Source organism: Clostridium punense (assembly GCF_017874425.1).
Lineage (GTDB): Bacteria > Bacillota > Clostridia > Clostridiales > Clostridiaceae > Clostridium_J > Clostridium_J punense.
The window spans coordinates 16,572-42,936 of record NZ_JAGGLL010000013.1; the positions used below are offsets into that span (position 1 = coordinate 16,572).

Sequence of the window (26,365 nt, forward strand, 5' to 3'; positions counted from 1 at the left end):
TTTAATTATAAAAGTTATTAAAAGAAAGTCGTTGGATTATGGCAATGATAAGATTTACAAAACAATAAAGATGTAGAAAACTAAAATAAAATTCATTTATATAATGAAATAACAGAGGAAGGTTGATTAAATGAAAATTTTACTTGTTCGGCCTCCAAGAATTAAACAGGCAGTTACACTAGGAGAGATGATGTTCTGTGAGCCTTTAGGTCTTCAGTGCATATATAAGATTTTAAAAGAACAGCATAGGGTTGAAATTCTAGATCTTATGGTTCAGGGCGAAGACTTTCATAAGAAATTTAAAGAGTTTAATCCTGATATGGTGGGAATTACTTCTCTTTGCATAGATGTAGATAATGTATTAAAACTGGCTAGAGAAGTAAAAGTCTTAAATCCAAAGGTTATAACCTTTGTTGGAGGAACTCAGGCATATTTAAGTCCTGAAAGTTTTTTCACACAACATGTGGATCATGTTTTCAAGTTTACTACTACAGATAATTTAAAAAAGTTAATGGAACTTTTATCTAAAGGAGAAATGGGACCTATAGAGGGAGTTTGTAGTAGGGTGCTTGATTTTGAAGGTGCAGAAGCTAAGGGTAGAAATGAGTACATGGTTCCAGATAGAAACTCAACTAAGAAGTACAGAAGTTATTATAGCTATTTAGGGTATAAACCTTGTGCTATAATGCAAACCTCCTTAGGTTGCAGTAAAAGTTGTGACTTTTGCTTAAGATGGAGAATTGAAGGGGCTAGGGAGGAAGATATTGATTTACAGTTAATAATTAATCAATTAAAGGAAATAGAAGAGCCTTCAGTTATGATATGTGATAATGATTTTCTAAACAATGAAGAAAGGCTTGAAAAGTTTTGTGATTTACTAGAGAGAGAAGGTATAACTAAAAACTTTATATGCTATGGCAGTGTTCATAGTGTATTATCGCATCCTCATACTATAAGTCGATTGAAGGACAATGGACTTAAAGCTGTACTTGTAGGATATGAAACCTTTAAGAATGAAGAGTTAGAAAATTATAGAAAAAAATCCACTGTAGAGGATAATATTAAGGCTAGTGAGATATTAAAACAGTTGGGTATTGATGTTTGGGCTTCCTTTATGCTTCACCCAGATTGGGATCTAGAGGATTTTAAGAGCTTGAAAAAATATGTGAAAAAGTTAAGGCCTGAGATATCTACATTTAGTCCTTTAACTCCTTTTCCTAACTTGCCAATGTACAAGAAGTATGAAGAAAGGCTTATTTATAATCCAATGGAATATGAGGCTTGGAGCTTTGGTAAAGTGACTATAAAGCCTTCTAAAATGTCTCTAAGAAGATATTACTTTGAGCTTTTAAGATTTGTACTTTATGTAAATGTGAGAATGAATAGCACCTCTTATATGATAAAAAGATTTGGAGTTGGTACAGTGTTTAGAATGGGAAGAGGCTCTTTTGGAGTAGTTAAAACTTACTTGAATCTGATGTTCAAGGCTTAGAAGGGGGAAGGCAAATGAAAAAGATATTACTAATTCAACCAACACCTTATGATAATGAGGGAAAGCTTATTAAAAAGAAAAAACTATACTTTGTGGGATTAGCGCTTCCCCTTCTTGCAGCTCTTACTCCGAAAGAATATGAAGTGAAAATAATTTTAGAAACCATTGAACAAGTTGATTTTGATTCTGATGCAGATATTGTTGCGATAAGTAGTATGGGACATGCGGTGGTTAGAACTTTAGATATTGCTAAGGAATTTAAAAAGAGAGGAAAAACCGTGATTCTAGGTGGATATATGGTGAGTCTAATGCCGGAGGAAGCTAAAAAGTACTGTGATGCAGTAGTAGTTGGAGATGCAGAGCCGGTTTGGGAGGAATTGCTTAAGGACTATGAAAAAGGTGAGCTTAAGGAGTTTTATAAAAAGGAACTTACAAAGCTTGAAACTCCTATTCCTAGATATGACTTAATTCTAAATAAGAATATTGGCGATTTTCTTCCTGTACAAGCTGGCAGAGGATGCCCAAATGCTTGTAGTTTTTGTTCTGTTTATTGTCTTTATAAAACTAGATACCATAGAAGAGAAATTAATGATGTTATTAGAGATATAAAAAAGGTTAAGGAATTAGGGTTTAAAAAGTTTCTTTTGCTAGATGATAATATCCTTTCTGACAGAGATTATATGCTAGAGCTTTGCAGGGAGATAGAAAAGTTAAATATGCAATGGCTATCCCAATGTTCTGTAAAAATTGGAGAGGATGAAGATCTTTTAAAGGCGGTGGCTAAAAGTGGGTGTATTGCTTTGAGTTTTGGACTAGAGAGCATAAGCAAAGAAAGCTTAAATAGCATGAACAAGGCTTGGGAAAATCCAAAGGAATATCCAAGGCTAATTAAAAAGATCCAGAAGGCAGGAATAGATATATCCACAGAGATGGTGGTGGGGGCAGAAGGGGATACCTTAGAATCCATTAAGGCTACAGGTGATTTTATAAGAGAAAATAAGATTGTGGTACCAAGATTTTATATCTTAACCCCAATTCCGGGAACAAAGTTTTATGAAGATATGATAAAAGAGAATAGAATTTGTAATCATGATATGTATTCCTACAATGGAACAGAAGCAGTTCATGTACCTAAAAATATGACACCTCAGGAACTGACAAAGGCCTATTGGGATTTATACAATGATGTTTTTACAATGAGAAGTATCTTAGAGAGAACTATATTCCACTCTGAATTCTTTAAAAGACCTCTAACCTTTTTATTCTATTTGTCAGTTAATCTTTATTATAGATATCAAATAAAGAGAAGAATTACTCCTAATATCATTTAATCTAAGATTAAGGTTTTGGTAAAATAATAAAATTACAATTAATCCAGATGAGATTGTGACGAAAATTCAGTAAAACTCACTTATAGTAATAATATATATTTACTTTAATGTGGAGTTTTAAAGTTCATTCTTAGGAAATTTTAAATTAACTATTTATAAAATAAACTGAAAAAAGTTTACACTTAAAAGGAAATTTCCTATTGACTGGCAAATTTTCTAGTGATATATTTGATTTGTTAAATTAATCATAACTTAATAAATCTTCAGGGCGGGGTGTAAGTCCCCACCGGCGGTATAGCCCGCGAGCCGTAAGGCAGATTCGGTGTAACTCCGAAGCCGACAGTAAAGTCTGGATGAAAGAAGAAACTAAAGTATTATAGAAGTATATATAAACTTACTATAAATTCAATTTAAGTCAGCTTAAATTGAGTATAGTTTGTGTATTTTAGGCTATAGTATTACTAAAGTATAAGGAATTTCAGCCCTGAGAATAAAATCTCAGGGCTTTTAAATTGCCCTAAATGGTGCATACTAGGAAATAAAATATTATACCAAGTAGGAAAAGGGTGTGAATACATTGGATATTCAGTATATGAAAAGAGCTCTTGAGCTTGCTAAAAAGGGTATTGGTTTTACCAGTCCTAATCCCTTAGTAGGAGCAGTAATAGTAAAGGATGGAGAGATAATTGGAGAGGGCTATCATCAGGTTTATGGAGGAAATCATGCAGAGGTAAATGCTTTTAAAAATGCTAAGAAAGATGTTCAAGGGGCTACTATGTATGTAACTTTAGAGCCTTGTTCTCACTACGGAAAAACCCCACCTTGTGCAAAAGCAATTGTTGAACAAGGAATTAAAAAGGTTGTTATAGGGTTAAAAGATCCTAATCCTTTAGTCAGCGGAAGAGGTATAAAAATTTTGCAAGAGGCAGGAATAGAAGTAATAGCTGGGGTTTTAGAGGAGGAAGGTAGAGAACTAAATGAAGTTTTCTTAAAGTATATAACAACAAATATTCCCTTTTGTCTATTGAAAACTGCTATGACCTTAGATGGTAAAATTGCCACCTATACTGGAGATTCAAAGTGGGTTACAGGAGATGTTTCAAGAAAATATGTACATGAATTAAGACAAAGGTTATCAGGAATTATGGTGGGAGTAGGAACTATTATTGCTGATGATCCAATGCTAACTACCAGACTAGAAGGCATAAACGCAAGGGATCCAGTAAGAATAATTGTAGATACCTTAGCAAAAATTCCTTTAGAAGCAAAGGTATTAAATCTTTCTTCCAATGCAAAGACTATAATTGCCACTACTGAAGGAGCAAGTGAAGACAAACTAAAGAAGTTAAAGGAAAAAGGTGCAGAAATCATAATTACTCCTATAAAAAATGAAAAGGTAGACTTAGGCTATCTAATGAGGGCTCTTGGAGAATTGAAAATAGATAGTGTTCTTTTAGAGGGTGGTAGCATGCTGAATTACTCTGCTTTAGAAGAGGGGATTGTAGACAAGGTACATGCATTTATTGCCCCCAAAATTATAGGTGGAGAAAATGCTAAAACTCCAGTGGGAGGAGAGGGTCGAGAGTTAATGAAAGAAGCTATAACTCTTAACCACATTAAAGTAAAGAACTTTGGTGAAGACATAATGATAGAAGGTTATATAAATAAGTTTTAAAAATCTAATTAAATTTTGGAGGGAAAACTATCCCTGATATTTTAGGTGATAATTTTAAAAGAATAAACTTCTAGTTAACAAAAAGAGTTCTATTAAATCAGTCTTAAATAAAGCGATTTATTAGATTCAATTTGTTAATTATCCATAAGCAGAAAGGAGGAATAAGTTAATTGTTTACAGGATTAGTAGAAGAGATAGGAATAGTTGAGAGTATTTCTAAATCAACAAAGTCAGCAAGAATAGCTATTAAAGCTTCTACAGTGCTAGAAGGAGTAAAACTAGGAGATAGTATTTGCACAAATGGAGTATGTCTTACAGTAACATCCTTTGGAGGTAATAAGTTTACAGTAGATGCTATGGCAGAAACTATGAGAAGAAGTAATTTAAGCAATTTTCAAATAGGTGAAGAAGTGAACTTAGAAAGGGCTTTAAGAGTAGGAGATAGACTAGGTGGACATATTGTTACAGGGCATATAGATGGCATGGGGACAATTTCATCCTATGAAAAAGAAGATAATGCAGTTTGGATTACTATTAGCGCTTCAAAAGAAATTTTAAAGTATATAGTGCAAAAGGGTTCTATTGCTATTGATGGAGTAAGTCTTACTGTGGCTTATGTAGATGATAATGTGTTTAAAGTATCTATTATTCCACATACTAAGGACATGACAACACTTTTGAGGAAAAAAGTGGGGGCTGTGGTGAATTTAGAGTGTGATGTTCTAGGTAAGTATGTGGAGAAGTTTTTAGGTGGAAAAGAACAAGCACCTGTAGATAAAGGTATAGATTTTAATTTTTTAAGTGAGCATGGTTTTGCGTAGTATTAGGAGGAATGAAAGATGAGTAAGTTTAACACTATCGAGGAGGCTATTGAGGATATTAAAGCTGGAAAAATGGTTGTAGTTATTGATGATGAAGATAGGGAAAATGAGGGCGATCTTCTTATGGCAGCAGAGAAAGTAACTCCAGAAGCAATAAATTTTATGGCTACCTTTGGAAGAGGATTAATTTGTATGCCTGTAATTGGAGAAAGACTTAAAGAACTAGACATCTATCCAATGGTAAATGAAAATACAGATTCCCATCATACAGCCTTTACTGTTTCAATTGATGCAATGGAAACTACCACAGGAATATCAGCTTTTGAAAGAGCAGCCACAATAAAAAAGGTTTTAGATAAGAATACCTTGCCTAAAGATTTTAAAAGACCAGGACATATATTTCCTTTAGAAGCTAAAGAGGGCGGAGTTTTAAAAAGAGCAGGGCATACAGAAGCAGCAGTGGATTTAGCAAGGCTTGCAGGGCTTTATCCTGCAGGGGTTATATGTGAAATAATGAGTGAAGATGGAACTATGGCAAGAACTCCAGAACTTATGGAATATGTGAAAAAGCATGATCTGAAAATTATAACTATAGCTGATTTGATTGCCTACAGAAGACAAACTGAGGTGTACATAAAGAGAATGGCAGAATGTAAGCTTCCAGCAAAGTATGGTGAATTTAAAATGATTGGCTATGAAAGTACTTTAACAGGAGAACATCATGTGGCTTTAGTAAAAGGTGATGTAGGGGATGTAGAGCCAGTATTAATGAGAGTGCACTCTGAGTGCCTTACTGGGGATGCCTTTGGATCCCTAAGATGCGACTGTGGGCAACAACTTGCAGCTGCTATGATGGAGGTTGAAAAAGAGGGAAGAGGAATAATTCTCTACATGAGGCAAGAGGGAAGAGGTATAGGTTTAATTAGCAAAATAAAAGCCTATGCCCTTCAAGACCAAGGAATGGATACAGTGGAAGCTAACTTAGCATTAGGTTTTGCAGCTGACCTTAGAGATTATGGTATAGGAGCTCAAATCTTGGTAGATTTAGGAGTCAAGAAGGTTAAGCTTATGACTAATAATCCAAAGAAAATGGCTGGTCTTACTGGTTATGGCATAGAAATAGTTGAAAGAAAGCCTATTCAAATGAATCATAATGAAAGAAACGAGTATTATTTAAAAACTAAAAAAGAAAAACTAGGGCATATGCTAGATTTTAATGAGAGTATAGAACAATAAATTGTAAGGAGGAATTAGGAATGAAAGTATATGAAGGAAAATTAGTAGCTCAAGGGTTAAAAATAGGTATTATAGTAGGCAGATTCAATGAGTTTATTGGAGGAAAACTTCTATCAGGAGCCATAGATGGATTAGTGCGTCATGGAGTAGAGGAAAATTCTATTGAAGTATCTTGGGTTCCAGGAGCGTTTGAGATTCCGCTAGTAGCAAAAAAAATGGCTAAATCTCAAAAGTATGATGCAGTTATTTGCCTTGGTGCAGTAATAAGAGGTGCAACACCACATTTTGATTATGTATCAAGCGAAGTGACAAAGGGTGTAGCTAGTGTTTCTCTAGAAACAGAAGTTCCAGTAATCTTTGGAGTATTAACTACAGATAGCATTGAGCAAGCAATAGAAAGAGCTGGTACTAAAGCTGGAAATAAAGGTTATGATGCTGCAATTACAGCAATTGAAATGGCTAATTTACTAAAGGAATTTTAGTAAAGCTTAATATTGTAAGACATAGAAAAGCAGTTAGTAAGCATAGTTTTTACTAATTGCTTTTTATAGCATATAGAAAGCAGTAAAGACACTGCATAAATATATCCAATTCTATTGTGCATTTTCTTTAATATAAGTTGCTCAAATTTTTTACAATGTAGAAATAATATTGAAACTTATATATTAAAACTATCAAATACAATTTTCAAGCATAAAAAACAGAAGGTATATTAGTATTAATTTCTTCACCAACTACAAGTCAGCGGTAAGTATAAATATTAGTAAACGTCTATATTTAAGGGTAAATTAAGCCTCAGCCTATTGTAAATGTATAACAGTAGTTAGGAACTAGTATATATGATCTAAATAGTGATTATGTACAGGAAAAGGTCTGATATCAGTTAAAAATCCATTAAGAGAATGTCTGTTACTTTTATTTACATATAAGTTATTTTGTGATTAAATATATACTATATTACAAATATGGACAAGGTATGCATGGGGATAATTGCTTAATACTGTGTCCAAGAAATAAAAAATTGGGGTGGCTATATGAATATGATTGATGAAAGAAAAGTTCTTGATTTTTATCTTGAGGAGATGGACAAGGACTCTATAATGTTTTTAAAAAATAAACCTTGGTACAAGGAAGAAATAGCAGCAGAAGTTAAAAAACTTAAAGAAGAAAAAGAAATGCATAATAAGATAAAAATTTGCAAGAAATTATGGAAGGTTTTATTTGAAGCTTCTATGAGTTCTATTGATTCTGATAGAAGAGGTTATGATGATTTATTTCAGTACTTTGATGAGTATGTAAACTTCGAAGAGTTAATTTTTGCTTCAGATTCCTTCTATAGAGATCATACTATGCACTGTTTATGGGTTTATTTCTTAGGTGAATATATTTTTAAGAATGAAGAATTTAAGCCTTTTTTACATAAATATGGAAAAGGAAATGAAGGCTTTAAACAGTTCTGTGAAGTTGCTAAAAATAGTGTACATAAAGATGTATTTAAGGCCTTTCTTGAGTTTGATGAGCTTTTAAATGAATCCGAAAACATCGATGATGCTTTAAGATGCCTAGCAGCACTTACTCATGATCTTGGTTATCCAATAAAGAAAATAAATTCAATAAACAAAAACATAAAAGGTATTTTACCTCACTTTGGTATAAAAAATTACAGTGAATTTGACTTTAGTTATTCTGATATCCATGATAACTTAATTAAAGATTTTTTAAATCTGATGTGCTTCCGTTTCAACTTTTCAGTGGATGCGGGTAAAAAGGGTGATAAGATATATAAAAAAATACTTAATCTTGATAAACATGGAATTATAGCAGGCATTAAAGAAGAAGAGTTTCTAAAGCTATCAGAAGAGGATAAAGAAGTTTTAATGGAAAACGATGTTAAAATAGATTTATCCTTCGATTATTCTAGACATATGAGATATTCAAAGGATTTCGAGAACTATCAACATGGAATTATGAGTGCTTTTTTATTATTTAGAAAATTATCGGTATTTAATAATAAACAGTTTAGCTACGTGGACTATAAAACCCTAAAGGTAGATAAACACGACGTTATTAGTCTAGGCACTTTAGTTAATATGCTAGAAGCGATTACTGACCACACCAGTGATGGATTTCAAATGAGTGAAATTAATGGCAGTTCATCTTTTCTTACCTTTATAGATGAGCTTGAAGAGTTTTCAAGGATATCAAGAGCCAATCAAAATAGGCAATATATAAATGAATTTTGTAAATCAAACATTTATGTTGAGGATGAGTACTTAAATATTGATTTTACTTTTGATAATACTCAAATTGACAATCTAGATCCAGAGAGAGCCTTTAAGGGAAGGTGTAAAAGGTTCCTCACATTATTTAATATAAGAGAGTTGGATGATAATCTGAAAATTAGATTGAGATGTATTGGAAACTTACCTTATGACAATAATGTGTACATGCTGGAAATAAGAAAGAAGTTTGCAAATATTACTATAAACGGTGAGGAGAAGAGCATCCCAAAGTATTTAAAATCAAAACAATTTTTTACTAAGGAAGAATACTCGTTTTAAGATAGTTAAATTTATAGTGTAGTAAGTGGTTAGAGAAATAAGATATAGATAATAGCTGAAAAGTCTTCCAAATTTTTAGAATTATGATATAATAGTGTATATGTGAATAAATTTTCATGTACACTATTATTTTTAGAAATGGAGGGAGTAAGATGTCTGTTATTATCAGGTCTAGCATGTTAGATTATTTAGCTACAGCACATGCTATTACAGCAATTTTTGGGCACTACGGGATAGGTGCGTCCAAAAATAGATATGTTGTAAGCCTGATAGTGTAGAATTTGCTCTCTTATAAATATAAGTATGTGATAAAAATTAATATGAAAAGTGATGATTCAATATTAATTTTACATATATTATGACAGAAGTGAGCCTCTAAGTATTCTACTTAGGGGTATTTTTATACCCTTTTATAAATTGTAAGGATTTCAACAAATGAATTTTATTATATAACTTAAGATTATTTAGAAAAAGTAACCTGTTATTCATAGGTTGAAATTCTGGGTTATATAAAATTTTGGAGCGCATCAGGTAGGGTGGGCACAAAGAATTTTTACACAAATTTGAAAGGGGATTTTATTATGAATGAAAAATTACAATTAGGAAAAAATGTTTATAAAAATTATGTATATACTTTGCTACAAAATATAGATTTAACACGTGGAATATGGATGATTTATTTAGCTAGTAAAGGAATGAGCTTAACTCAGCTTGGGTTGTTAGAAACCATATTTCATATTACATCTTTTACTATGGAGGTTCCAACTGGTGCAGTAGCAGATATATTTGGAAGAAAGACTAGTAGAATAGTAGGAAGAATTATGTCTTTGATTAGTGTGATAATCTTACTACTTGCTAACAGTTTTCTTTGGTTCTCCATATCCTTTATCTTTACAGCTCTCTCCTACAATTTAGAGTCTGGTGCTGGAGATGCTTTAATTTATGATTCGCTAAAGGAAATTGGAGAAGAAGAAACCTACATGAAAGTATCTGGTAGAAAAGAATTATTTTTTCAAGTTGCGGGAGTTATATCTTTCTTTGTTGGGGGATATTTAGCAACGAAGAGCTATAATATTGCCTTTCTTTTAACTATATTAATTGCTGTAATAACTATAGGGCAATCATTTACTTTTAAAGAGCCAAATGTGGGCAGGGTAAAGTCAGTTCATGGTGAGGAAAATATATTTATTAATCAGTTGAAAACTAGTTTGAAAATTATTTTAAGTAAACCTAAGATAGGATTTTTAATTATATTTACCCAAATTCTAATGGCCTTTTGCACCTGTATATTTTACTATCTTCAAAATTATCTTAAGGGTGATGGCTATAGTGAAGCTATAATAGGTGTTATTTATGCAGTATGTTCCTTGGCTTCTGCCTTAGTTTCAACTCAAGTTCATGCTATTGAGAAAAAGATTAAAGAAAAAGGAATACTTCTTTTAACTCCACTGTTTACTGTAGGGTGTATATGGGGCATAGCTCTTAGTAAGTATCACTATGTGTTTTTTGTATTACTAATGATAACAGAGGGGATAATTTATGTTTCTATAAGTGATTATATTAATAAAATGATTCCTAGTGAGAATAGGGCAACTATTTTATCATTTGCAAGCATGATATTTAGCTTTTTTATGATTACTCTATTTCCAATTGTAGGACTTCTTGGAGATAAATTTTCATTGAGTATAGCTTTTAAGTTCTTAGGGTCAGTAGGTATAGTATTTATAGTAATTAACAGCTATATATTACTGAAGAGAGAAGATAACAAAAGACATAAGAAAACAACTGAAAAAGTTACAAAGTCCGAGATATAATTATTTGATAATTATAGGCTTTTATCATAAGAGCTTACTTTAGTTATGTTATAATTTTTGATGGAAAACAGGTAAATGGGTATTAGAAGCAAAGTATTAATTTTGAATACAAACAATGATGCTCTGCAAATATAATGTATCTGTTGAAGATAATGAAAAGTCTCTAATTATTAAAGAGCTACCATAACCTATGGAAGGGTAGCTCTTTTTAGTTTATAATATATATTGAGGTGAAAAATATATGTTCAATTTAGATGATTGCATTGGGATAATAACAAGTAGAGGAACAAAACATATAGTGGATGCTTTTAGTAGTAGATTAGCAGCTTATAATATCACAAGAGTACAATGGATAGCTCTTTATTATATAGGTAGAAGTGAAGGAATAACTCAAAAGGAGCTTGCTGAAGAGATGGATTTAAAGGAATCTACTGTAGCAAGGCTTATAGATAGATTAGAAAAGGAAAATACAGTTCTAAGAATAAAAGATAAGAAGGATAGAAGAGTTACAAATTTATATCTAACAGAGGAAGGTAGAGAAAAAAGGGAAGCATTAATGCCCCTTGGAGAAACCTTCTCAAAGGATGGTATCAAAGGTATTAGTGAAAAAGACTTAGATACCTTCAAAGAAGTGTTAAATAAAATTGTTTTGAATGTAACTGAAAAAGTGGAGTAGGACATTCATTGGGAAAATATATAAATTAGTATGTAATCATTGGAAAAAACTATATGATAAATTATTGTCAATACCATTTAATAGTGGTATTATTTATATAATACTTGCTATAGCAACTATTGTTGTTATAAATTATTTGTGTGAATGGAGAGATTTATTATGAGTAAAAATCCAAGAGAAATGCTAAATGCCTTTATGGGAGGATTACAAGAAGTAGGAAATACTAATGGAGCTAATGTTGAAGCTTTCATGGGACTATTAGGGACAACCTATGCACCAGCAGCTTTAGATGTTAAAACAAAGGAATTAATTAGTGTTGCTATTGGCGCTTATAATCGTTGTGAATATTGCATAGTTTTCCATGTTTATAAAGCATTAGAAGCAGGAGCTACTAGAGCAGAAATAATGGAAGCAGCTATGGTTTCAGTTGCCTTTGGCGGTGGTCCATCAATGGCTTATACAGTAACACTTTTAAAGGATTCAATCGACGAATTCGAAAAAGACTTCCAATAATTTTTACAAATACCTGTGCTATTAAAGTGTACAGGTATATTTTGCTTTTTTGAAGATGCTTAAAGTTTTATTATTAAGTTTTAGACTGGGCATAAAAGTTACAATATCACTTAACTTCTAGAAAAGAGAGTGTGAATAACCCATTTGCTTAATACTTTCTATTCATAAACACTTCAATAATTTTAAAATTCAAATTTAAGAGCAATAAACTTTATTGAAGTACTTAGAGTGAAGATTGAGTTAATAAATTAGTTAATCACTGAGTATAAATTGTTTGCTTTAAGGTTTTATATCATTGGATTAGGAATGTTTAAACTCAGAGTTTAGAATTCATAACTTACTTATAAGAAAATTTATATATAAATAAAAGGCAGGGATAACAATGATGGAATTAAAAATTGAAAAATTAGTTGGACATAGTAAGACCGGTCAGGTAGGAAAAATAAATGCCAAGGTTGGAGATAAGCTAGCTGTTGGGGATATAATTCTTCAAATTGAAGGAGAAAAAGGAAATACTCCAATAAAAGCAGAATATAGCGGCGTTTTAAAGGAGCTTAGAGTTAAAGAAGGTGACACAGTAAATTTAGGTGATGTATTTGGGGTTATAGAAGGTACAGAAGGAACTAAGGAAAAACCTAAAGCTTTTGATTACTTTAATTCCATGCTAAAACCAGTTAAAAAAGAAATAAACTGTGACCTAGTAGTAATAGGAGCAGGTCCAGGAGGCTATGTGGCTGCAATTTATGCTGCTAAAAAAGGCTTAAAAACTGTAGTTATTGAAAAAGAAAGCCTAGGTGGAACTTGCTTAAATGTAGGATGCATACCTACAAAAGCTTTAGTAAGATCCTCTGAAGTGTTTAACCATATAAAACATGGTGAAGAATTTGGAATTAAAGTAGCAAATGCGGAAGTAGACATGGAAAAAGTAGTTAAAAGAAAAGATAAAATTGTAAATAGATTAACCTCAGGGATAGATTTTCTTTTAGAGAAAAATTCAGTGGAGAAAATTACAGGTGTAGGTGAAATCTTAGATAAAAATAAGGTTTTTGTAAAAGGAAAAAGAGAAGAAGTTACTATAAATACTAAGAATATAATAATTGCAACAGGTTCAAAAATTTCTAATTTTAATATAGAGGGTATTAAGGGCGATAAGGTGTTAAATAGTACCAAAGCATTAAATATGAAGGAACTTCCAACTAAGATGGTGATTATTGGTGGTGGAGTTATTGGAATGGAATTTGCCTTCATTTATGCAAATTTTGGGGTAGAAGTCATGGTTGTTGAGTACATGCCAAAAGTACTTTCTATGATGGACGATGATGTAATCGAAGAAATTAAAGCTATAGGACAGGAAAAAGGAATTAAGTTCTTCACTTCTTCTAAAGTTACTTCAGTTAAAAATAGTGAGGATGGAAAGGCAATTGTATGCTTTGACACTGAAGGTGATCAGAAGTTTATCACCTGTGATAAAGTTTTAGTTGCCATAGGAAGAGAACCAAATTTAGAAGGCTTAAATTTAGATAAAGTAGGAATTGAGCTAAACTCCAATGGAAAAGGAATTAAGGTTAATGAAAAACTCCAAACAAACATTGAAAATATTTATGCTATTGGAGATGTAAATAATAAAATTGGTCTTGCCCATGTAGCATCTCATGGAGCAATGGTAGCAGTAGATAATATACTAGGGAAAGAAAAATATATGGATTATGAAGTAGTGCCAAATGTGGTCTACACAACCCCAGAAGTAGCAACTGTTGGGGTGTCTGAAAAGGCAGCTCTTGAGCAAGGGATTGAAATTAAGGTGGGTAAATTCCCTTTTATGGCAAATGGAAAAGCTTTAACCTATGGAGAGGAAAGAGGCTTTGTGAAGATAATTAAGGATACAAATAATAATAAACTAATTGGAGCTGCTGTAGTTGGTCCTCATGGTTCAGATTTAATTGGAACCTTAACTTTAGCCATTAAAAATAACCTTTCAGAGGAACAAATAAAAGAAACCATTTTTGCACATCCAACTACATCCGAAGCAATCCATGAAGCAGTTTTAGACTTAGAAGGTGGGGCAATACATTTTGGTAACTAAAACAAGGGTAGTAGTTTCTAAAAGCTTTGATCCTTATTTTAACCTAGCATTAGAGGAATTACTTCTAAATAAAGTGGAGAGGGAAGAAGTGATTTTATATCTTTGGCAAAATGAAAAGACTGTAGTAATAGGAAGAAACCAAAACCCATGGAAAGAATGTAATTTAGAACTTTTATCTAGGGTCAATGGAAAAGTAGCTAGAAGACTATCTGGTGGTGGAGCAGTTTATCATGACTTAGGAAATTTGAATTTCACCTTTTTGATGAGGGAAGAAAATGAAGATTTATCTAAACAATTAGGAGTAATTATTAGGGCATTAAAAGAACTGGGAATTGAAGCTGTATTCTCAGGAAGAAATGATATCTTAGTGGACAATAAAAAAATATCAGGAAATGCCTTTTACAGAGAGGAAAATAAATACTATCATCATGGCACCTTACTATTTGACGTAGATATGGAAATACTGCCTAAAATATTGACTCCATCCATAGAAAAGCTCCAATCAAAGGGAATTGATTCTGTAAAAAGCAGAGTTATAAACTTGAAGCAGTGCAGACAAGAGCTAACTATAGATTTGCTCATTAAAGCTTTAATTAAAGCTTTTGAGTATTACTATGGAAAGCCAGATACTAACCAAGAAGTGGATGAAAGTTTTGGTGAAGTATGTGGGAATAATATGGAAGAGCTATATATGAAGTACTCAAGTGATTACTGGCTTTATGGGGATTGCCCAAACTTCCAGGTATCCCTTAAAAAACAGTTTGAAGATGGGAGTTATGAACTAAACCTTCAAGTGGAGGATGGGAAAATAAACAAGTGTAAAATATATACGGATTCAATAAGGGCCAAAGGAGTTAATAATGTAGAGGCTCTGTTAGAAGGATGTAGTTTTAATAAGATTGAAGTTATTAAAAGATTGAAAAGTTATAAGGATAAATATGGGCATAGTGATGCTGAGATTATAAACATTATTGAATCAATTTGTGAGGATATAGCGTTTTAAAGTTAAATTGAAAAAGAGTTGGAGAATTTTTATGTTAGTTAGAATTTCACCAACTCTTTTTTAGAGTATTAAATTATTCAATAAAATGCATAGGAAGTTTAGACTTCATCTCTATTATCTTTTGACAAACCTGCTATAAGTAACTCTTTGCTACCAATTAAAAAGAAACTTTGAATAAACATTAATAGACCTGTTCCAATAAGAAGCCATTCAATCTTAATTACATCAGATATTGGGCCAAAAACTAACATTCCAAGAGGCATCATTGAGCTAGAAATCATTCCTAAAACCCCAAATACTCTTCCTAAAAAGTCTGGCTCAACCTTCTCCTGAAGTAAAACTGTTGAAGGTGTGTTGAAGAAGGGAATTGTAATACCTACTACTACCATGATAAATAAGTAAACCCAGAAGTTAGATACAATGCCTAGTAAAAAGGTGCACACACCAGTGATGAAACTAGATAAAGTCATAGTATGAATTTTGTTTTTAAATCCTCCCCAAGAGGCCATGATAATACCACCTAACATCATTCCAAGTGAAAAGGTAATTTCAATTGCTGTTAACCTCCATACATCTTCTCCAAAAGTTCTTGTAACTTGAAGGGGGCTTAGAAAGGCTACTGGAGATACTAAAAAAAAGAAAAAGGCGCAAAATATAAAGAACTTTTTAACATATGTATGCCCCTTAATATAGGAAATGCCAGCTTGTAAGTCTTTAAAGTAACTAACCTCTTGCGGGCCAATTGCTTTATTATGAGCAGGTACCTTGAGAAATAATAATATTACTGAAACAGCTATTGCAGCTGTAACTACATCAATAAAAAAGATAGACTCTATGGAGGCCATAGAGAGAAGGGCACCACTAATCATGGGTGAAACTAGCATTACCATGGACTGTACACTACCATTAATGCCATTTACCTTTGTAAGCTTATCTTCTGGAACTATTTGAGGAAGAAAAGCTCCAATAGCTGGGGTTTGTATTCCTGTACCTATGGACCTTAAAGCAGACATAACAAAAAGTAATCCCATGGATTCATAACCCATTAAGAATAAAATTGCAAGTAAAAGAGTACTTAGGGCAATAAAGGAGTCAGATAACATAATTAAAGTCTTTCTATTATAGCGGTCTGCCCATACTCCGGCAAAGGGAGAAAGAAAAAAAGTAGGAAGAAATCCACAGATTATAGATATAGTCATCATAGCTCCAGATTTAGTGTTAAGGGTTATATACCATAAAATTGCATACTGAACTAAAGAAGAGCCAAAGAGAGAAATAGTTTGACTAAGCAAAAATAGTAGTGTATTCTTCTTCCAATTCGTTTTCATATTCAATTCATCACTCCAATCGTACAATACTAAAGATTCACTGGTTTTGAACTTATTTATTAATATACCTAAGATGAATCAATAGAGTCATTGAGTTATTTTACTATGAATATCAATAGTTTTTCAATAGAATTTAAAATATATAATACTTAACAGTGAAAAATTAGCACATTTTTAGAATTTCATAATAAAATGAGTAATAAGAACTTTTAGGGATATGTTCTTAAGAAAATAAGTTAGTAACAAGAATGAAAAACATTCCGAAAATTAAAATAATATATTGACAAGGGCTATAAGTTGGATTAAAATTACTATAAATTAAAAACTATGAAGAGGAAGAGTAAATGATTTACTGCTTTAAGAGAGGGAAATTCACCGGCTGAAAGATTTCCTAGGCAAGTATTGTTGAAAACCACCTCTGAGTTGATTACTGAACTTAAGTAGGTAATTCCGTATACCAGCGTTAATGGTTTTGAGAGACAAAAGTAAGTTTTAATTATGCTTTTGTAATTTGGGTGGAATCGCGATTAAACTCGTCCCTTATTTGGGTACGAGTTTTTTATTTTATATAAATTTATACACAAACACACAAATCAAATAAGAACTTTATCATGATAAGAGTGCTACAGGATTTTAGGTAGATAATTTGATTTATCTTTTGGAAAAGAACTTTAATGGAATTGTTAGATATTTTACAACTTAGATATTGGTTGAAGAGGCAATTTGTAAAAGTTATAATTAAAAGCTATGAAGAGGAAGAGTAAATAATTTACTACTTTAAGAGAGAGAAACTCACCGGCTGTAAGGTTTCTTAGGTAAGTATTATTGAAAACCACCTCTGAGCTTATTGTTGAACTAAAAGTAGACAATTACGTGTGCTAGCGTTAATGGCTTAGAGAGACAGAAGTAACACAATATACACTTCTGTAATTTGGGTGGAACCGCGAAGATACTCGTCCCTTATTTTAGGGAGGAGTTTTATTTTTTTGATTGATTATATTATGCAAAATTATATCAACAAGTGAGTTTATTAGAAAATATAAATTGAAGATTATAGAGGAGGTAATAGTATGTTAAAGGTTATCTTAAAAGATGGAAGTATAGTTAATTCTAATGAAGAAGAAGGAAGAGGCGCATTAAGACATACAGCAGCTCATATTCTTGCTCAAGCTGTAAAGAGATTGTATCCAGAAGCTAAACTGGCTATTGGACCTGCTATAGATAATGGATTTTATTACGATTTTGATGTAGAAGAAGCTTTTACAATGGAAGCTTTAGAAAAGATAGAAGAAGAAATGAGAAAAATCATTAAGGAAGATTTAAGACTAGAAAGGTCAGTTATGTCAAGAGCTGAGGCTCTAAAGCTTATGGAAGAAATGGGAGAACCTTATAAAAAGGAGCTTATTAATGATTTACCTGAGGAGGAGGAGTTATCTTTCTTTAAGCAAGGAGAATTTATTGATCTTTGTGCAGGTCCTCATGTGGTATCAACTTCAAAGGTAAAGGCTTTTAAACTTTTATCAGTAGCTGGAGCATATTGGAGAGGCAGCGAGAAAAATAAAATGCTCCAAAGAATTTATGGTACAGCTTTTTCAAAGAAAAGTGAGCTAGAGGAATATTTAAATATCCTTGAGGAAGCTAAAAAAAGAGATCATAGGAAACTAGGAAAAGAGTTAAAGCTGTTTACTATAATGGAGGAAGGTCCTGGATTCCCCTTCTTTTTACCTAAGGGAGTAATATTTAAAAATAAGTTAATTGAATATTGGAGAGAGCTTCACAAAAAATATGGTTATGTGGAGATTGAAACTCCTATGATTTTAAATAGGGAGCTTTGGGAAACATCAGGACACTGGTTTCACTATAAGGACAATATGTACACTGTTAACATTGATGAGCAGGAATTTGCTATAAAACCAATGAATTGTCCAGGAGGCATGTTGGTATATAAATCCGAAGTTCATTCTTATAGAGATTTACCAATTAGAGCTGGAGAACTTGGAAGAGTGCATAGGCATGAACTATCGGGAGCCTTACATGGACTTATGAGGGTTAGAGCACTTACTCAAGATGATGCCCATATATTTATGTTACCAGAGCAAATAAAGGATGAAATAAAAGGTGTAGTTAAGCTCATTAATGAAGTTTATGAAAAATTTGGTTTTAAATATAAGGTTGAACTTTCAACAAGACCAGAAAATTCTATGGGAACAGATGAAGAGTGGCAGTTAGCTGAAAGTTCCCTTCAAGGTGCTCTAGAAGAAATGAATATGGAATTTAAAATAAATAAAGGTGATGGAGCTTTCTATGGCCCTAAAATTGACTTTCACCTAGAGGATAGCCTAGGAAGAACATGGCAATGTGGAACAATACAATTAGATTTTCAACTTCCTCAAAGATTCGATTTAAATTATATTGGAAGGGATGGAGAAAAGCACAGACCAATTGTTATTCATAGAGTAATTTTTGGAAGTATTGAAAGATTTATGGGAATTTTAATAGAGCATTTTGCTGGTAAGTTCCCAACTTGGTTATCACCAGCACAAGTTAAAATATTGCCTATATCAGAACAATATAATAATTATGCAGAGGCTGCAAAAAATAGATTAGAAGAAAATAATATAAGAGTTGAGATGGATTTAAGAGCTGAAAAAATAGGCTTTAAAATAAGAGAAGCTAGAAATGAGAGAGTTCCCTATATCATTGTAGTAGGTGAAAAGGAAGAAGCTTCACAAAGTATAGCTCTTAGAAGTAGAAATGGTGGAGATGAGGGTAATATAATGTTAGAAGATTTTGTTACAAGAATTTTTCAAGAAATAAATGATAAAGCCTTATAGAATAGATAAGTTAGGGCAATTATTCTCATAACCATATTCTAATCTGTAATAACGATTAGAAACAATAAGCATAAAAAGGAAGGAGTTTTAATTAACATGTAGAATATCTACTATATTGTAAAAGTATTGGGGGATATTTTATGAGTTTATGCGAAAAATGTGGCTATGATCTAAGGGCAACAGATAAATTTTGTGGGGCTTGTGGGACCCATGTTAAAGTAAGTGGTTCTCAAGATGGAAATTTTACCATTGAGATAGAAAACAGTAGTACTATGGACAGTGGAGATAAAAGTGTTGTTAATGAGATAAATAACATGTCTTTTTTATCACCATATTATAGACAAGAATTTATAAAAATTTACGAGAGTAATGAATCCTATACAGGTGAATGGAATTGGATGTCATTTTTATTTGGACCATTTTGGGCTATTTTAAAAGGATTATGGCTTTCGGCAATAGTTGGCTTTCTTGTTGCAGCACTACTAGGATTTATATCTGATTATCTAGCTATGTTAATTGCTGTTTTATTTGGTTTAAGAGGAAACTATCTTTATTATAGTCGTATAGTAAAGAGCAAACAAATTATATATTAATTAGAAATTTACACTAGTTTTATAAACACATGTATCTTAAAAATCAATTTAAAGAATAACTCCTAACTTTTAACAAGGTAGGAGTTATTTTTTATAGAAACTTTATATTCTCTCTTCAATTTTTATTCATTCAAACATTAGAAGTTAGTTGAAAATAAAATAGAATACCACTATATAATTTTAAAAAGTAAATTCATTTAAATTTATTAATTAAAACCTCAAAAAGAATAATGAAATTTTTATAGAGAAAACTATAGTTTAGATTCTATTAAGAAAGGATGAAGAGTATGAGCTTAGACCGTAGCATTTCTGTTTATAGTGAAATTGGAAAGCTTAAGACCGTTCTTCTCCATTGTCCAGGAGAAGAGGTTGAAAACATAGTTCCAGATTATCTTCGAAGACTTTTGTTTGATGAGATTGTATATTTAGAGCAAGCTCGCAGAGAACATAATCAGTTTGCAGACATCTTAAGAAATGAGGGTGTTGAAGTGCTTTACCTTACTGATTTAATGGCTGAAGTGCTAAAGCACAGTAGTGTAAGAACAGAATTTTTAAAGGAATTTATGGAGGAGGGAAAGGTTGTAACTGCAGGTCTTCAAGAAGCAATTACAGAATTTTTGAGCCCTCTATCTTCAAAGGAACTTATTGTTAAATGTATAGCTGGAGTTAAGAAGGAAGATTTAAAAAGTATTAACCCAAAAGCGTTAGGTGATATGGTGAAGAACCCATATCCATTTTATCTTGATCCAATTCCTAATATGTATTTTCAAAGAGACCCCTTTGCATCTATTGGAAGTGGAATCTCTTTAAATGTTATGGCCAATGAAACTAGAAATAGGGAAACTATTTTTGCTAAGTATATCTTTAACTACCACCCTAGATTTAAAAACGTACCTAGATGGTACAATAGAGATAAAACTCATCCTATTGAAGGTGGAGATATTTTAGTACTATCAGATAAAGTAGTTGCAATTGGAGTTAGTGATAGAACTGATCCAATGGCAGTAGAAAGATTAGCACATAAACTTTTATTTTCTGAGGAAAGATTCCAAACAGTTTTGGCCTTTGATATTCCAAAAACAAGAGCCTATATGCATTTAGACACAGTATTCACCATGGTAGATTACGATAAGTTTACTATATTCCCAGGAATAGAGGCTCCTCTTGATGTGTATAGTATAACTAAGGGCAAAGATAATCAACTTAATATTAGATACGAACAGGAAGATTTATCAACGGTACTAAAAGAGCATTTAGGACTACCAGCTGTAGATTTAATAAGATGTGGAGATGGAGACCCAATTGCGGCCAGTAGAGAACAATGGAATGACGGAAGTAATACCCTTGCTATATCACCAGGTAAGGTGGTTTGTTATAACAGAAATCATATAACAAATGAAGCCTTAAGAAGAAATAAAATAGAAGTGCTAGAGTTTGATTCCTATGAATTATCAAGAGGTCGTGGAGGCCCAAGATGTATGAGTATGCCTTTGTTTAGGGAGAGTCTATGAGAAAAAAGATTTTTGGATTTATAGCTTCAATAGCATTTCTATTAGTGGTTGCTGGAGTTTTCTTAATGGCAAGGTATAGGGAAAGTATTGAGGCAGCAGCTCCGGTGAATGGGAAAGTAGACATCGGTGGCTATGGGTTAAATGTAAAGGTTGAAGGTAAGGGAGGTCCCACTGTAATTTTCGAGTCAGGACTGGGTGGAGGAATTGGAGTTTGGACTAATGTACAGCCAGAAATTGCAAAACTTACAAGGACCTTTTGCTATGATAGGGCAGGACTTGGGGAAAGTGACAAAAGCACCTTAGAAAGAACCAGTGCAAATCAAGTTAAGGAGCTTTATACTCTACTCCAAAAAACTAAGGTAAAGGGACCTTATATTATTGTTGCTCATTCTATAGGTGGTTTTAATGCTAGATTATTTGCTGATAGTTATCCAGAGGAAGTGGCAGGCATAATATTTGTTGATTCTGCCCATGAGGAAATGTTTAGTTTGTATAAATTAATAGCACCAAAGGAATATGAAAGTACTAGAACAGAATTTGTAAACCCAGAAGGAACCTTTGATGATTTATTAAATAGTGCAGCTGAGGTTAGAAAAGCAAGAAAAAAAGATGCTCTTAGAAATATCCCAATCACAGTACTTTCTGCAGAAAATACAGATTTGAAAGTGCCAGGTCCTATATTAGTGGGATGGGCACAGCTTCAAAAGGATATTTCTGCTTTATCAGATAAGAGTAAGCAAATCACAGTTAAAGGTGCTGGACATATGATTCAGGATGATAATCCACAGGCAATAATTGATGAAATAAAGGAAATGATAAGTACGATTAGTGAAAAATAAAGCTATATAGAGGCAGTTATTTAGTAGAAAAGGTAATTCTATATTAAATAACTGCTTTTGCTCTATAAAAATTACAAGAAAAGCAATAGATTTAAAATATGCTGCTATACATACTGGTTTTGGAAGGATACATCATATTCTTGTCGAATAAGTTAAATGTTAATGAGTTCACTATGTGATGTCTGATAATAACTTTTAATAAATAGCCTATCTTAGTGAGCTAATTTTTTGAAATATATTAATGGGGATGATGATATTGAAATTTCTTAAAAAGTACATAGAAAAGTACTGGAAACCCTTTTGCCTTGCGGTGGCCTGTTTAACTGTTGAGGCAGCTTGTGACCTATTACAGCCCACCATCATGTCTAAAATAGTGGACATAGGGGTAAAAAATAAGGATTTGGATTTTGTACTGAAAATGAGTATGGTGATGCTGGGAGTTACTGCTATCGGTGCGTTAGGGGCAGTAAGTCGTAATATACTAGCTAGCATTGTATCACAAAGGTTCGGTACAGAACTAAGAAGTGATCTTTTTAGCAAGGTTCAAAGTCTTTCCTTTGAAAATATTGATAAATATGATGGAGCCTCATTAGTTACAAGGCTTACTAATGATATAACTTTAGTACAAAATTTTGTCAATGGACTTATGAGAATATTTGTGAAGGCGCCACTTCTATGTATAGGAAGTCTTATAATGGCAGTAAGGCTAAATGCATATATGTCTATAATTTTTATAATTGTAATTCCTATAATAGTTTTACTTATAAGTATGAACATGAAGATTGGATATCCTTTTTTTAGAAAGATACAAAAGGCTCTAGATAATGTAAATAGTGTAATGAGAGAGTATTTATCAGGAGTTAGAGTAGTTAAAGCTTTTAATAGATTTAGTTATGAAACACAGAGATTTAGGAAAACAAATGAAGAATTATCTGATATATCAACAAAAGGAATGAGGGTTATGGCTGCATTTTCTCCAGGAATAACTCTCACAGTAAATCTAGGTATAGTTGCAACTCTTTGGATTGGCGGCATTAGAGTAGATAGAGGTGGGATGCAGGTTGGAGAGATAATTGCTTTCACCAACTACATGACCCAAATCTTATTTTCACTAATGATGATATCTCATGTGTTTAATATGTTTGTTAGAGCAAAGGCTTCAGCAGAAAGAATAGATGAGGTTTTTTCAGAGGAAAGTTCACTTATGCTTAATGAAGCAGTAGTTTCAAAATCCTTTCAGAATAAAGTTCTTAGAGAAAGCCCTCTATTTTCAAAGGAACAGGTTAATATTAAAGAAGATATGAAAGAAGTATCTCAAGCGGTAGGAAGAATCGACTTTCAAAACGTAAGCTTTTCTTATGCTGGAACCTCTGGGGAACCTGTGCTTAAGAATATAAGCTTTTCTTGTCTTCCAGGTGAAACCCTTGGAATTATTGGTTCTACAGGCTCAGGGAAAACTACTCTGATTAATTTAATTAATGGTTTTTACAATATAAGCTCTGGAACCATAAAAGTAAACAATATGGATATTAAAACTATGGATATTAAAACTTTAAGAGAGAAGATTGCCTTGGTACCTCAAAAGATAATTCTCTTTTCTGGAACCATTTTGGATAACATTAGATGGGGAAAGGAAAAGGCTACCTTTGAAGAGGTAGTAGAAGCAGCTCAGGTAGCTCAAGCACATGAATTTATCTCCATTCAGCCTAAGGAGTATAATACTGTTTTAGGACAAGGTGGAGTAAATTTATCAGGAGGGCAAAAACAACGTGTTTCTATTGCTAGAGCTTTAATTAAAAAGCCTGAGATATTAATACTAGATGATTGTACAAGTGCTGTGGATGTGACTACTGAAGAAAAGATTAGAGAAGCCTTAAAAGAGTACTCTAGTAATTTAACTACAATTATAATTGCTCAGCGTATTACATCAGTTATGAGTGCAGACAGGATATTGGTTCTAGAAAATGGAGAAGTAGCAGGGCTTGGAAAACATGAGGAACTTATGAAAACTAGTGAGGTTTATAAAGATATATTCCGTTCTCAAATTGGGAAGGAGGCAATAAACAATGGAAAAGAAAAGTAAAGAAAGTGAAGTTGTTGTGCCTAGTCCATTAAATAGAGGTGGAGGTTTTGGGGGAAGAAGACCCATGGGACCTATAGCTAAACCAAAGGATTTTAAAGGTACCATGTTAAGACTTTGGAAGTATTTTGGTGGGGAGCAAAAGCTCTTACTTATAATTTTTATTTTTATATTATTTAGTTCAGGAATTGGACTTTCAGTTCCTTATTTATTAGGACGTGCTATAGATGCAATGTCTGCTTATAATGGAGTAGATTTTGTTATGCTTAGCATAGTTGTGGGAATTTTAATAACAACTTATATCATTGATGCTGTAATTAACTTTTTTCAAGGATGGCTTATGGCTGGAGTAGCCCAAAGAATAGTTAAAAAACTAAGAAATACTCTTTTTGAGAAACTTCAAAAGTTATCTGTTTCCTTTTTTGACCTTCGTACCCATGGCGAGATTATGAGTAGACTTTCTAATGATATTGAAAATGTTAGCACTACCATATCCCAATCTACCATTCAGCTAATGTCAGGAACTATAGTTTTATTAGGGTCTTTTGGCATGATGTTATATTTGAGTCCACTGCTTACTTTAGCTAGCTTGATCACTATACCATTGGTATTCTTATTAACAAGAACCGTAGCTAAGAAAACAAAAGTATTGTTTAAGAATCAGCAGGTGGAACTTGGAAAGCTTAATGGACACATTGAGGAAACCATATCAGGAATTTTAGTGGTTAAGGCCTTTAATCATGAGGACAAGGCTATTGAAGATTTTAATGAAATTAATAATAGGCTTTGTGAAGTTGGAACAAAAGCACAAATTCTATCTGGCTACATAATGCCGCTAATGAATGTCATAAACAATATAGGCTTTACTGTAGTTGCAGGGGTAGGAGGAGCTTTAGCCGTTAAGGATATGATTACTATAGGGGTAATAGCTAGTTTTTTAAGCTATTCAAGGCAATTTTCAAGACCCTTAAATGACTTAGCTAATATTTTTAACACTCTTCAATCTGCCATTGCGGGGGCAGAAAGAGTATTTGAAATTTTAGATGAGAAGGAAGAACCTGAGGATATAGAACAGGCAAAGGACTTAAAGAATCCTAAAGGTGATGTGGTATTTGAAAATGTTAACTTTGGATATATAGAGGATAAATTAATACTTAAGGATGTAAGCTTTCATGCAGAGGAAGGAAGTAATATTGCACTAGTAGGACCAACTGGAGCAGGAAAAACCACTATTGTTAATTTACTTGCAAGATTTTATGACGTAACTCAGGGCAGAATACTAATAGATGGAGTTGATATTAGAGAATATACTAGAGATAGTTTGCGCAAATCCTTTGGAATTGTGCTTCAAGATACCTATCTTTTTTCAGGAACTATTAGAGAAAACATCAGGTATGGAAGGCTTGAAGCTAGTGATGGAGAAGTTGAAGAAGCTGCAGCTATGGCAAATGCAGATATTTTCATTAGACGATTACCTAAGGGATACGACACAGTACTAGCTGAAAGTGGAAGCAATTTAAGTCAAGGGCAAAAGCAACTTTTGGCCATTGCAAGAGCGATTTTATCTAACCCTTCTATATTAATTTTAGATGAGGCTACTAGTAGTGTAGATACTCGTACTGAACTTAACATACAGGAAGCTATGCTTAAGTTAATGAAAGGTAGAACAAGCTTTATTATTGCTCATAGATTAAGCACTATTAGAGATGCTGATGTAATTATGGTTATTGATAATGGACAAATAGTTGAAAAAGGTAGCCATGAGGAGCTTATAGATAAGAAGGGTATTTATTATAATATGTACTCTAGGCAATTTTCTCAATCCTACGAGGAGTAATTGAGGCTTCATATAATTAAAATTTAAGAGCTGTTTCAAAACAAATTTTCCTATAGTTTGTTTTGAAGTAGCTCTTATTTAAAAGCCTATAATTATATCAATATTAACTTAGTGCATAAAAAATATGGAAAGCAGCTT

19 protein-coding genes, 1 riboswitch and 2 other annotated features are annotated in these 26,365 nt (G+C 32.5%); of the genes, 18 read left to right on the forward strand and 1 reads right to left on the reverse strand.

From position 1 onward, the window contains the following. The first annotated feature begins 130 nt into the window (after window positions 1–130). From J2Z44_RS09410 to lplA, 12 genes are all read left to right on the forward strand, one after another. Window positions 131–1,492: a B12-binding domain-containing radical SAM protein gene (locus tag J2Z44_RS09410; protein WP_021284570.1), complete on the forward strand. Its 1,362-nt coding sequence runs from the start codon at window positions 131–133 to the stop codon at window positions 1,490–1,492. 14 nt (window positions 1,493–1,506) lie between these two features. Then, complete coding sequence (locus J2Z44_RS09415) at window positions 1,507–2,823, forward strand: B12-binding domain-containing radical SAM protein (protein ID WP_021284571.1); 1,317 nt, start codon at window positions 1,507–1,509, stop codon at window positions 2,821–2,823. Between the two features lie 255 nt (window positions 2,824–3,078). Further along, window positions 3,079–3,192: riboswitch (FMN riboswitch) on the forward strand. Window positions 3,193–3,400: 208 nt separating this feature from the next. Then, complete coding sequence (gene ribD, locus J2Z44_RS09420) at window positions 3,401–4,498, forward strand: bifunctional diaminohydroxyphosphoribosylaminopyrimidine deaminase/5-amino-6-(5-phosphoribosylamino)uracil reductase RibD (RefSeq protein WP_021284572.1); 1,098 nt, start codon at window positions 3,401–3,403, stop codon at window positions 4,496–4,498. A gap of 170 nt (window positions 4,499–4,668) precedes the next feature. Then, window positions 4,669–5,319, forward strand: a complete 651-nt coding sequence (locus tag J2Z44_RS09425) for a riboflavin synthase (RefSeq protein WP_209649520.1) — start codon at window positions 4,669–4,671, stop codon at window positions 5,317–5,319. An 18-nt stretch (window positions 5,320–5,337) separates the two neighbouring features. Continuing rightward, entirely contained in the window at window positions 5,338–6,555 is a 1,218-nt protein-coding gene (locus J2Z44_RS09430) for a bifunctional 3,4-dihydroxy-2-butanone-4-phosphate synthase/GTP cyclohydrolase II (RefSeq protein ID WP_209649521.1), read from the forward strand. Between the two features lie 20 nt (window positions 6,556–6,575). Beyond that, window positions 6,576–7,037: a 6,7-dimethyl-8-ribityllumazine synthase gene (gene ribH / locus J2Z44_RS09435; RefSeq protein WP_021282115.1), complete on the forward strand. Its 462-nt coding sequence runs from the start codon at window positions 6,576–6,578 to the stop codon at window positions 7,035–7,037. 552 nt (window positions 7,038–7,589) lie between these two features. Beyond that, window positions 7,590–9,116: a hypothetical protein gene (locus J2Z44_RS09440; protein ID WP_209649522.1), complete on the forward strand. Its 1,527-nt coding sequence runs from the start codon at window positions 7,590–7,592 to the stop codon at window positions 9,114–9,116. A 581-nt stretch (window positions 9,117–9,697) separates the two neighbouring features. Next, entirely contained in the window at window positions 9,698–10,930 is a 1,233-nt protein-coding gene (locus J2Z44_RS09445) for an MFS transporter (protein WP_021282112.1), read from the forward strand. A gap of 241 nt (window positions 10,931–11,171) precedes the next feature. Continuing rightward, window positions 11,172–11,606 (forward strand): MarR family winged helix-turn-helix transcriptional regulator, encoded by a 435-nt coding sequence (locus J2Z44_RS09450; RefSeq protein WP_021282111.1) that lies wholly within the window; start codon window positions 11,172–11,174, stop codon window positions 11,604–11,606. Between the two features lie 159 nt (window positions 11,607–11,765). Then, a complete protein-coding gene (locus tag J2Z44_RS09455; RefSeq protein WP_021282110.1) occupies window positions 11,766–12,119 on the forward strand; it encodes a carboxymuconolactone decarboxylase family protein in 354 nt (117 codons plus the stop codon). A 382-nt stretch (window positions 12,120–12,501) separates the two neighbouring features. Then, window positions 12,502–14,202: a dihydrolipoyl dehydrogenase gene (gene lpdA, locus J2Z44_RS09460; protein ID WP_021282109.1), complete on the forward strand. Its 1,701-nt coding sequence runs from the start codon at window positions 12,502–12,504 to the stop codon at window positions 14,200–14,202. Then, window positions 14,192–15,205 (forward strand): lipoate--protein ligase, encoded by a 1,014-nt coding sequence (lplA, locus tag J2Z44_RS09465; RefSeq protein ID WP_209649523.1) that lies wholly within the window; start codon window positions 14,192–14,194, stop codon window positions 15,203–15,205. Before lpdA ends, lplA begins: the two co-directional genes overlap by 11 nt. A gap of 98 nt (window positions 15,206–15,303) precedes the next feature. Here the strand turns inward: lplA and J2Z44_RS09470 are convergent, their stop codons facing one another. Next, entirely contained in the window at window positions 15,304–16,533 is a 1,230-nt protein-coding gene (locus J2Z44_RS09470) for an MFS transporter (protein ID WP_209649524.1), read from the reverse strand. Window positions 16,534–16,851: 318 nt separating this feature from the next. Further along, window positions 16,852–17,077, forward strand: a binding site (T-box leader). A 194-nt stretch (window positions 17,078–17,271) separates the two neighbouring features. Next, window positions 17,272–17,497 (forward strand) — a binding site (T-box leader). Between the two features lie 106 nt (window positions 17,498–17,603). Here J2Z44_RS09470 and thrS point away from each other — a divergent pair. The 6 genes from thrS to J2Z44_RS09500 all read left to right on the forward strand — a co-directional run bounded on the left by thrS (window position 17,604) and on the right by J2Z44_RS09500 (window position 26,227). Continuing rightward, window positions 17,604–19,367: a threonine--tRNA ligase gene (gene thrS, locus J2Z44_RS09475; RefSeq protein ID WP_209649525.1), complete on the forward strand. Its 1,764-nt coding sequence runs from the start codon at window positions 17,604–17,606 to the stop codon at window positions 19,365–19,367. 140 nt (window positions 19,368–19,507) lie between these two features. After that, complete coding sequence (locus tag J2Z44_RS09480) at window positions 19,508–19,960, forward strand: DUF2628 domain-containing protein (protein ID WP_021282101.1); 453 nt, start codon at window positions 19,508–19,510, stop codon at window positions 19,958–19,960. Window positions 19,961–20,247: 287 nt separating this feature from the next. Further along, a complete protein-coding gene (gene arcA, locus J2Z44_RS09485) occupies window positions 20,248–21,471 on the forward strand; it encodes an arginine deiminase (RefSeq protein WP_209649526.1) in 1,224 nt (407 codons plus the stop codon). Next, a complete protein-coding gene (locus J2Z44_RS09490; protein ID WP_209649527.1) occupies window positions 21,468–22,310 on the forward strand; it encodes an alpha/beta fold hydrolase in 843 nt (280 codons plus the stop codon). The genes arcA and J2Z44_RS09490 overlap by 4 nt, the downstream gene beginning before the upstream one ends. Before the next feature lie 247 nt (window positions 22,311–22,557). Beyond that, entirely contained in the window at window positions 22,558–24,393 is a 1,836-nt protein-coding gene (locus J2Z44_RS09495) for an ABC transporter ATP-binding protein (protein WP_378109316.1), read from the forward strand. Next, on the forward strand, window positions 24,377–26,227 hold the full coding sequence (locus J2Z44_RS09500; protein WP_021282094.1) for an ABC transporter ATP-binding protein: 1,851 nt from the start codon (window positions 24,377–24,379) through the stop codon (window positions 26,225–26,227). Before J2Z44_RS09495 ends, J2Z44_RS09500 begins: the two co-directional genes overlap by 17 nt. The last annotated feature ends 138 nt before the right edge of the window (window positions 26,228–26,365 follow it).

What these genes read in the sequence shown, in the direction of transcription:
- arcA (WP_209649526.1), top strand. Translation starts at nt 20,248, where the DNA reads ATGAGCTTAGACCGTAGCATTTCTGTTTATAGTGAAATTGGAAAGCTT.
- J2Z44_RS09470 (WP_209649524.1), bottom strand. Translation starts at nt 16,533, where the DNA reads ATGAAAACGAATTGGAAGAAGAATACACTACTATTTTTGCTTAGTCAA.
- lpdA (WP_021282109.1), top strand. Translation starts at nt 12,502, where the DNA reads ATGATGGAATTAAAAATTGAAAAATTAGTTGGACATAGTAAGACCGGT.
- J2Z44_RS09495 (WP_378109316.1), top strand. Translation starts at nt 22,558, where the DNA reads ATGATGATATTGAAATTTCTTAAAAAGTACATAGAAAAGTACTGGAAA.
- J2Z44_RS09450 (WP_021282111.1), top strand. Translation starts at nt 11,172, where the DNA reads ATGTTCAATTTAGATGATTGCATTGGGATAATAACAAGTAGAGGAACA.
- J2Z44_RS09415 (WP_021284571.1), top strand. Translation starts at nt 1,507, where the DNA reads ATGAAAAAGATATTACTAATTCAACCAACACCTTATGATAATGAGGGA.
- J2Z44_RS09455 (WP_021282110.1), top strand. Translation starts at nt 11,766, where the DNA reads ATGAGTAAAAATCCAAGAGAAATGCTAAATGCCTTTATGGGAGGATTA.
- ribH (WP_021282115.1), top strand. Translation starts at nt 6,576, where the DNA reads ATGAAAGTATATGAAGGAAAATTAGTAGCTCAAGGGTTAAAAATAGGT.
- J2Z44_RS09490 (WP_209649527.1), top strand. Translation starts at nt 21,468, where the DNA reads ATGAGAAAAAAGATTTTTGGATTTATAGCTTCAATAGCATTTCTATTA.
- J2Z44_RS09410 (WP_021284570.1), top strand. Translation starts at nt 131, where the DNA reads ATGAAAATTTTACTTGTTCGGCCTCCAAGAATTAAACAGGCAGTTACA.
- J2Z44_RS09445 (WP_021282112.1), top strand. Translation starts at nt 9,698, where the DNA reads ATGAATGAAAAATTACAATTAGGAAAAAATGTTTATAAAAATTATGTA.
- J2Z44_RS09440 (WP_209649522.1), top strand. Translation starts at nt 7,590, where the DNA reads ATGAATATGATTGATGAAAGAAAAGTTCTTGATTTTTATCTTGAGGAG.
- J2Z44_RS09430 (WP_209649521.1), top strand. Translation starts at nt 5,338, where the DNA reads ATGAGTAAGTTTAACACTATCGAGGAGGCTATTGAGGATATTAAAGCT.
- J2Z44_RS09500 (WP_021282094.1), top strand. Translation starts at nt 24,377, where the DNA reads ATGGAAAAGAAAAGTAAAGAAAGTGAAGTTGTTGTGCCTAGTCCATTA.
- thrS (WP_209649525.1), top strand. Translation starts at nt 17,604, where the DNA reads ATGTTAAAGGTTATCTTAAAAGATGGAAGTATAGTTAATTCTAATGAA.
- J2Z44_RS09480 (WP_021282101.1), top strand. Translation starts at nt 19,508, where the DNA reads ATGAGTTTATGCGAAAAATGTGGCTATGATCTAAGGGCAACAGATAAA.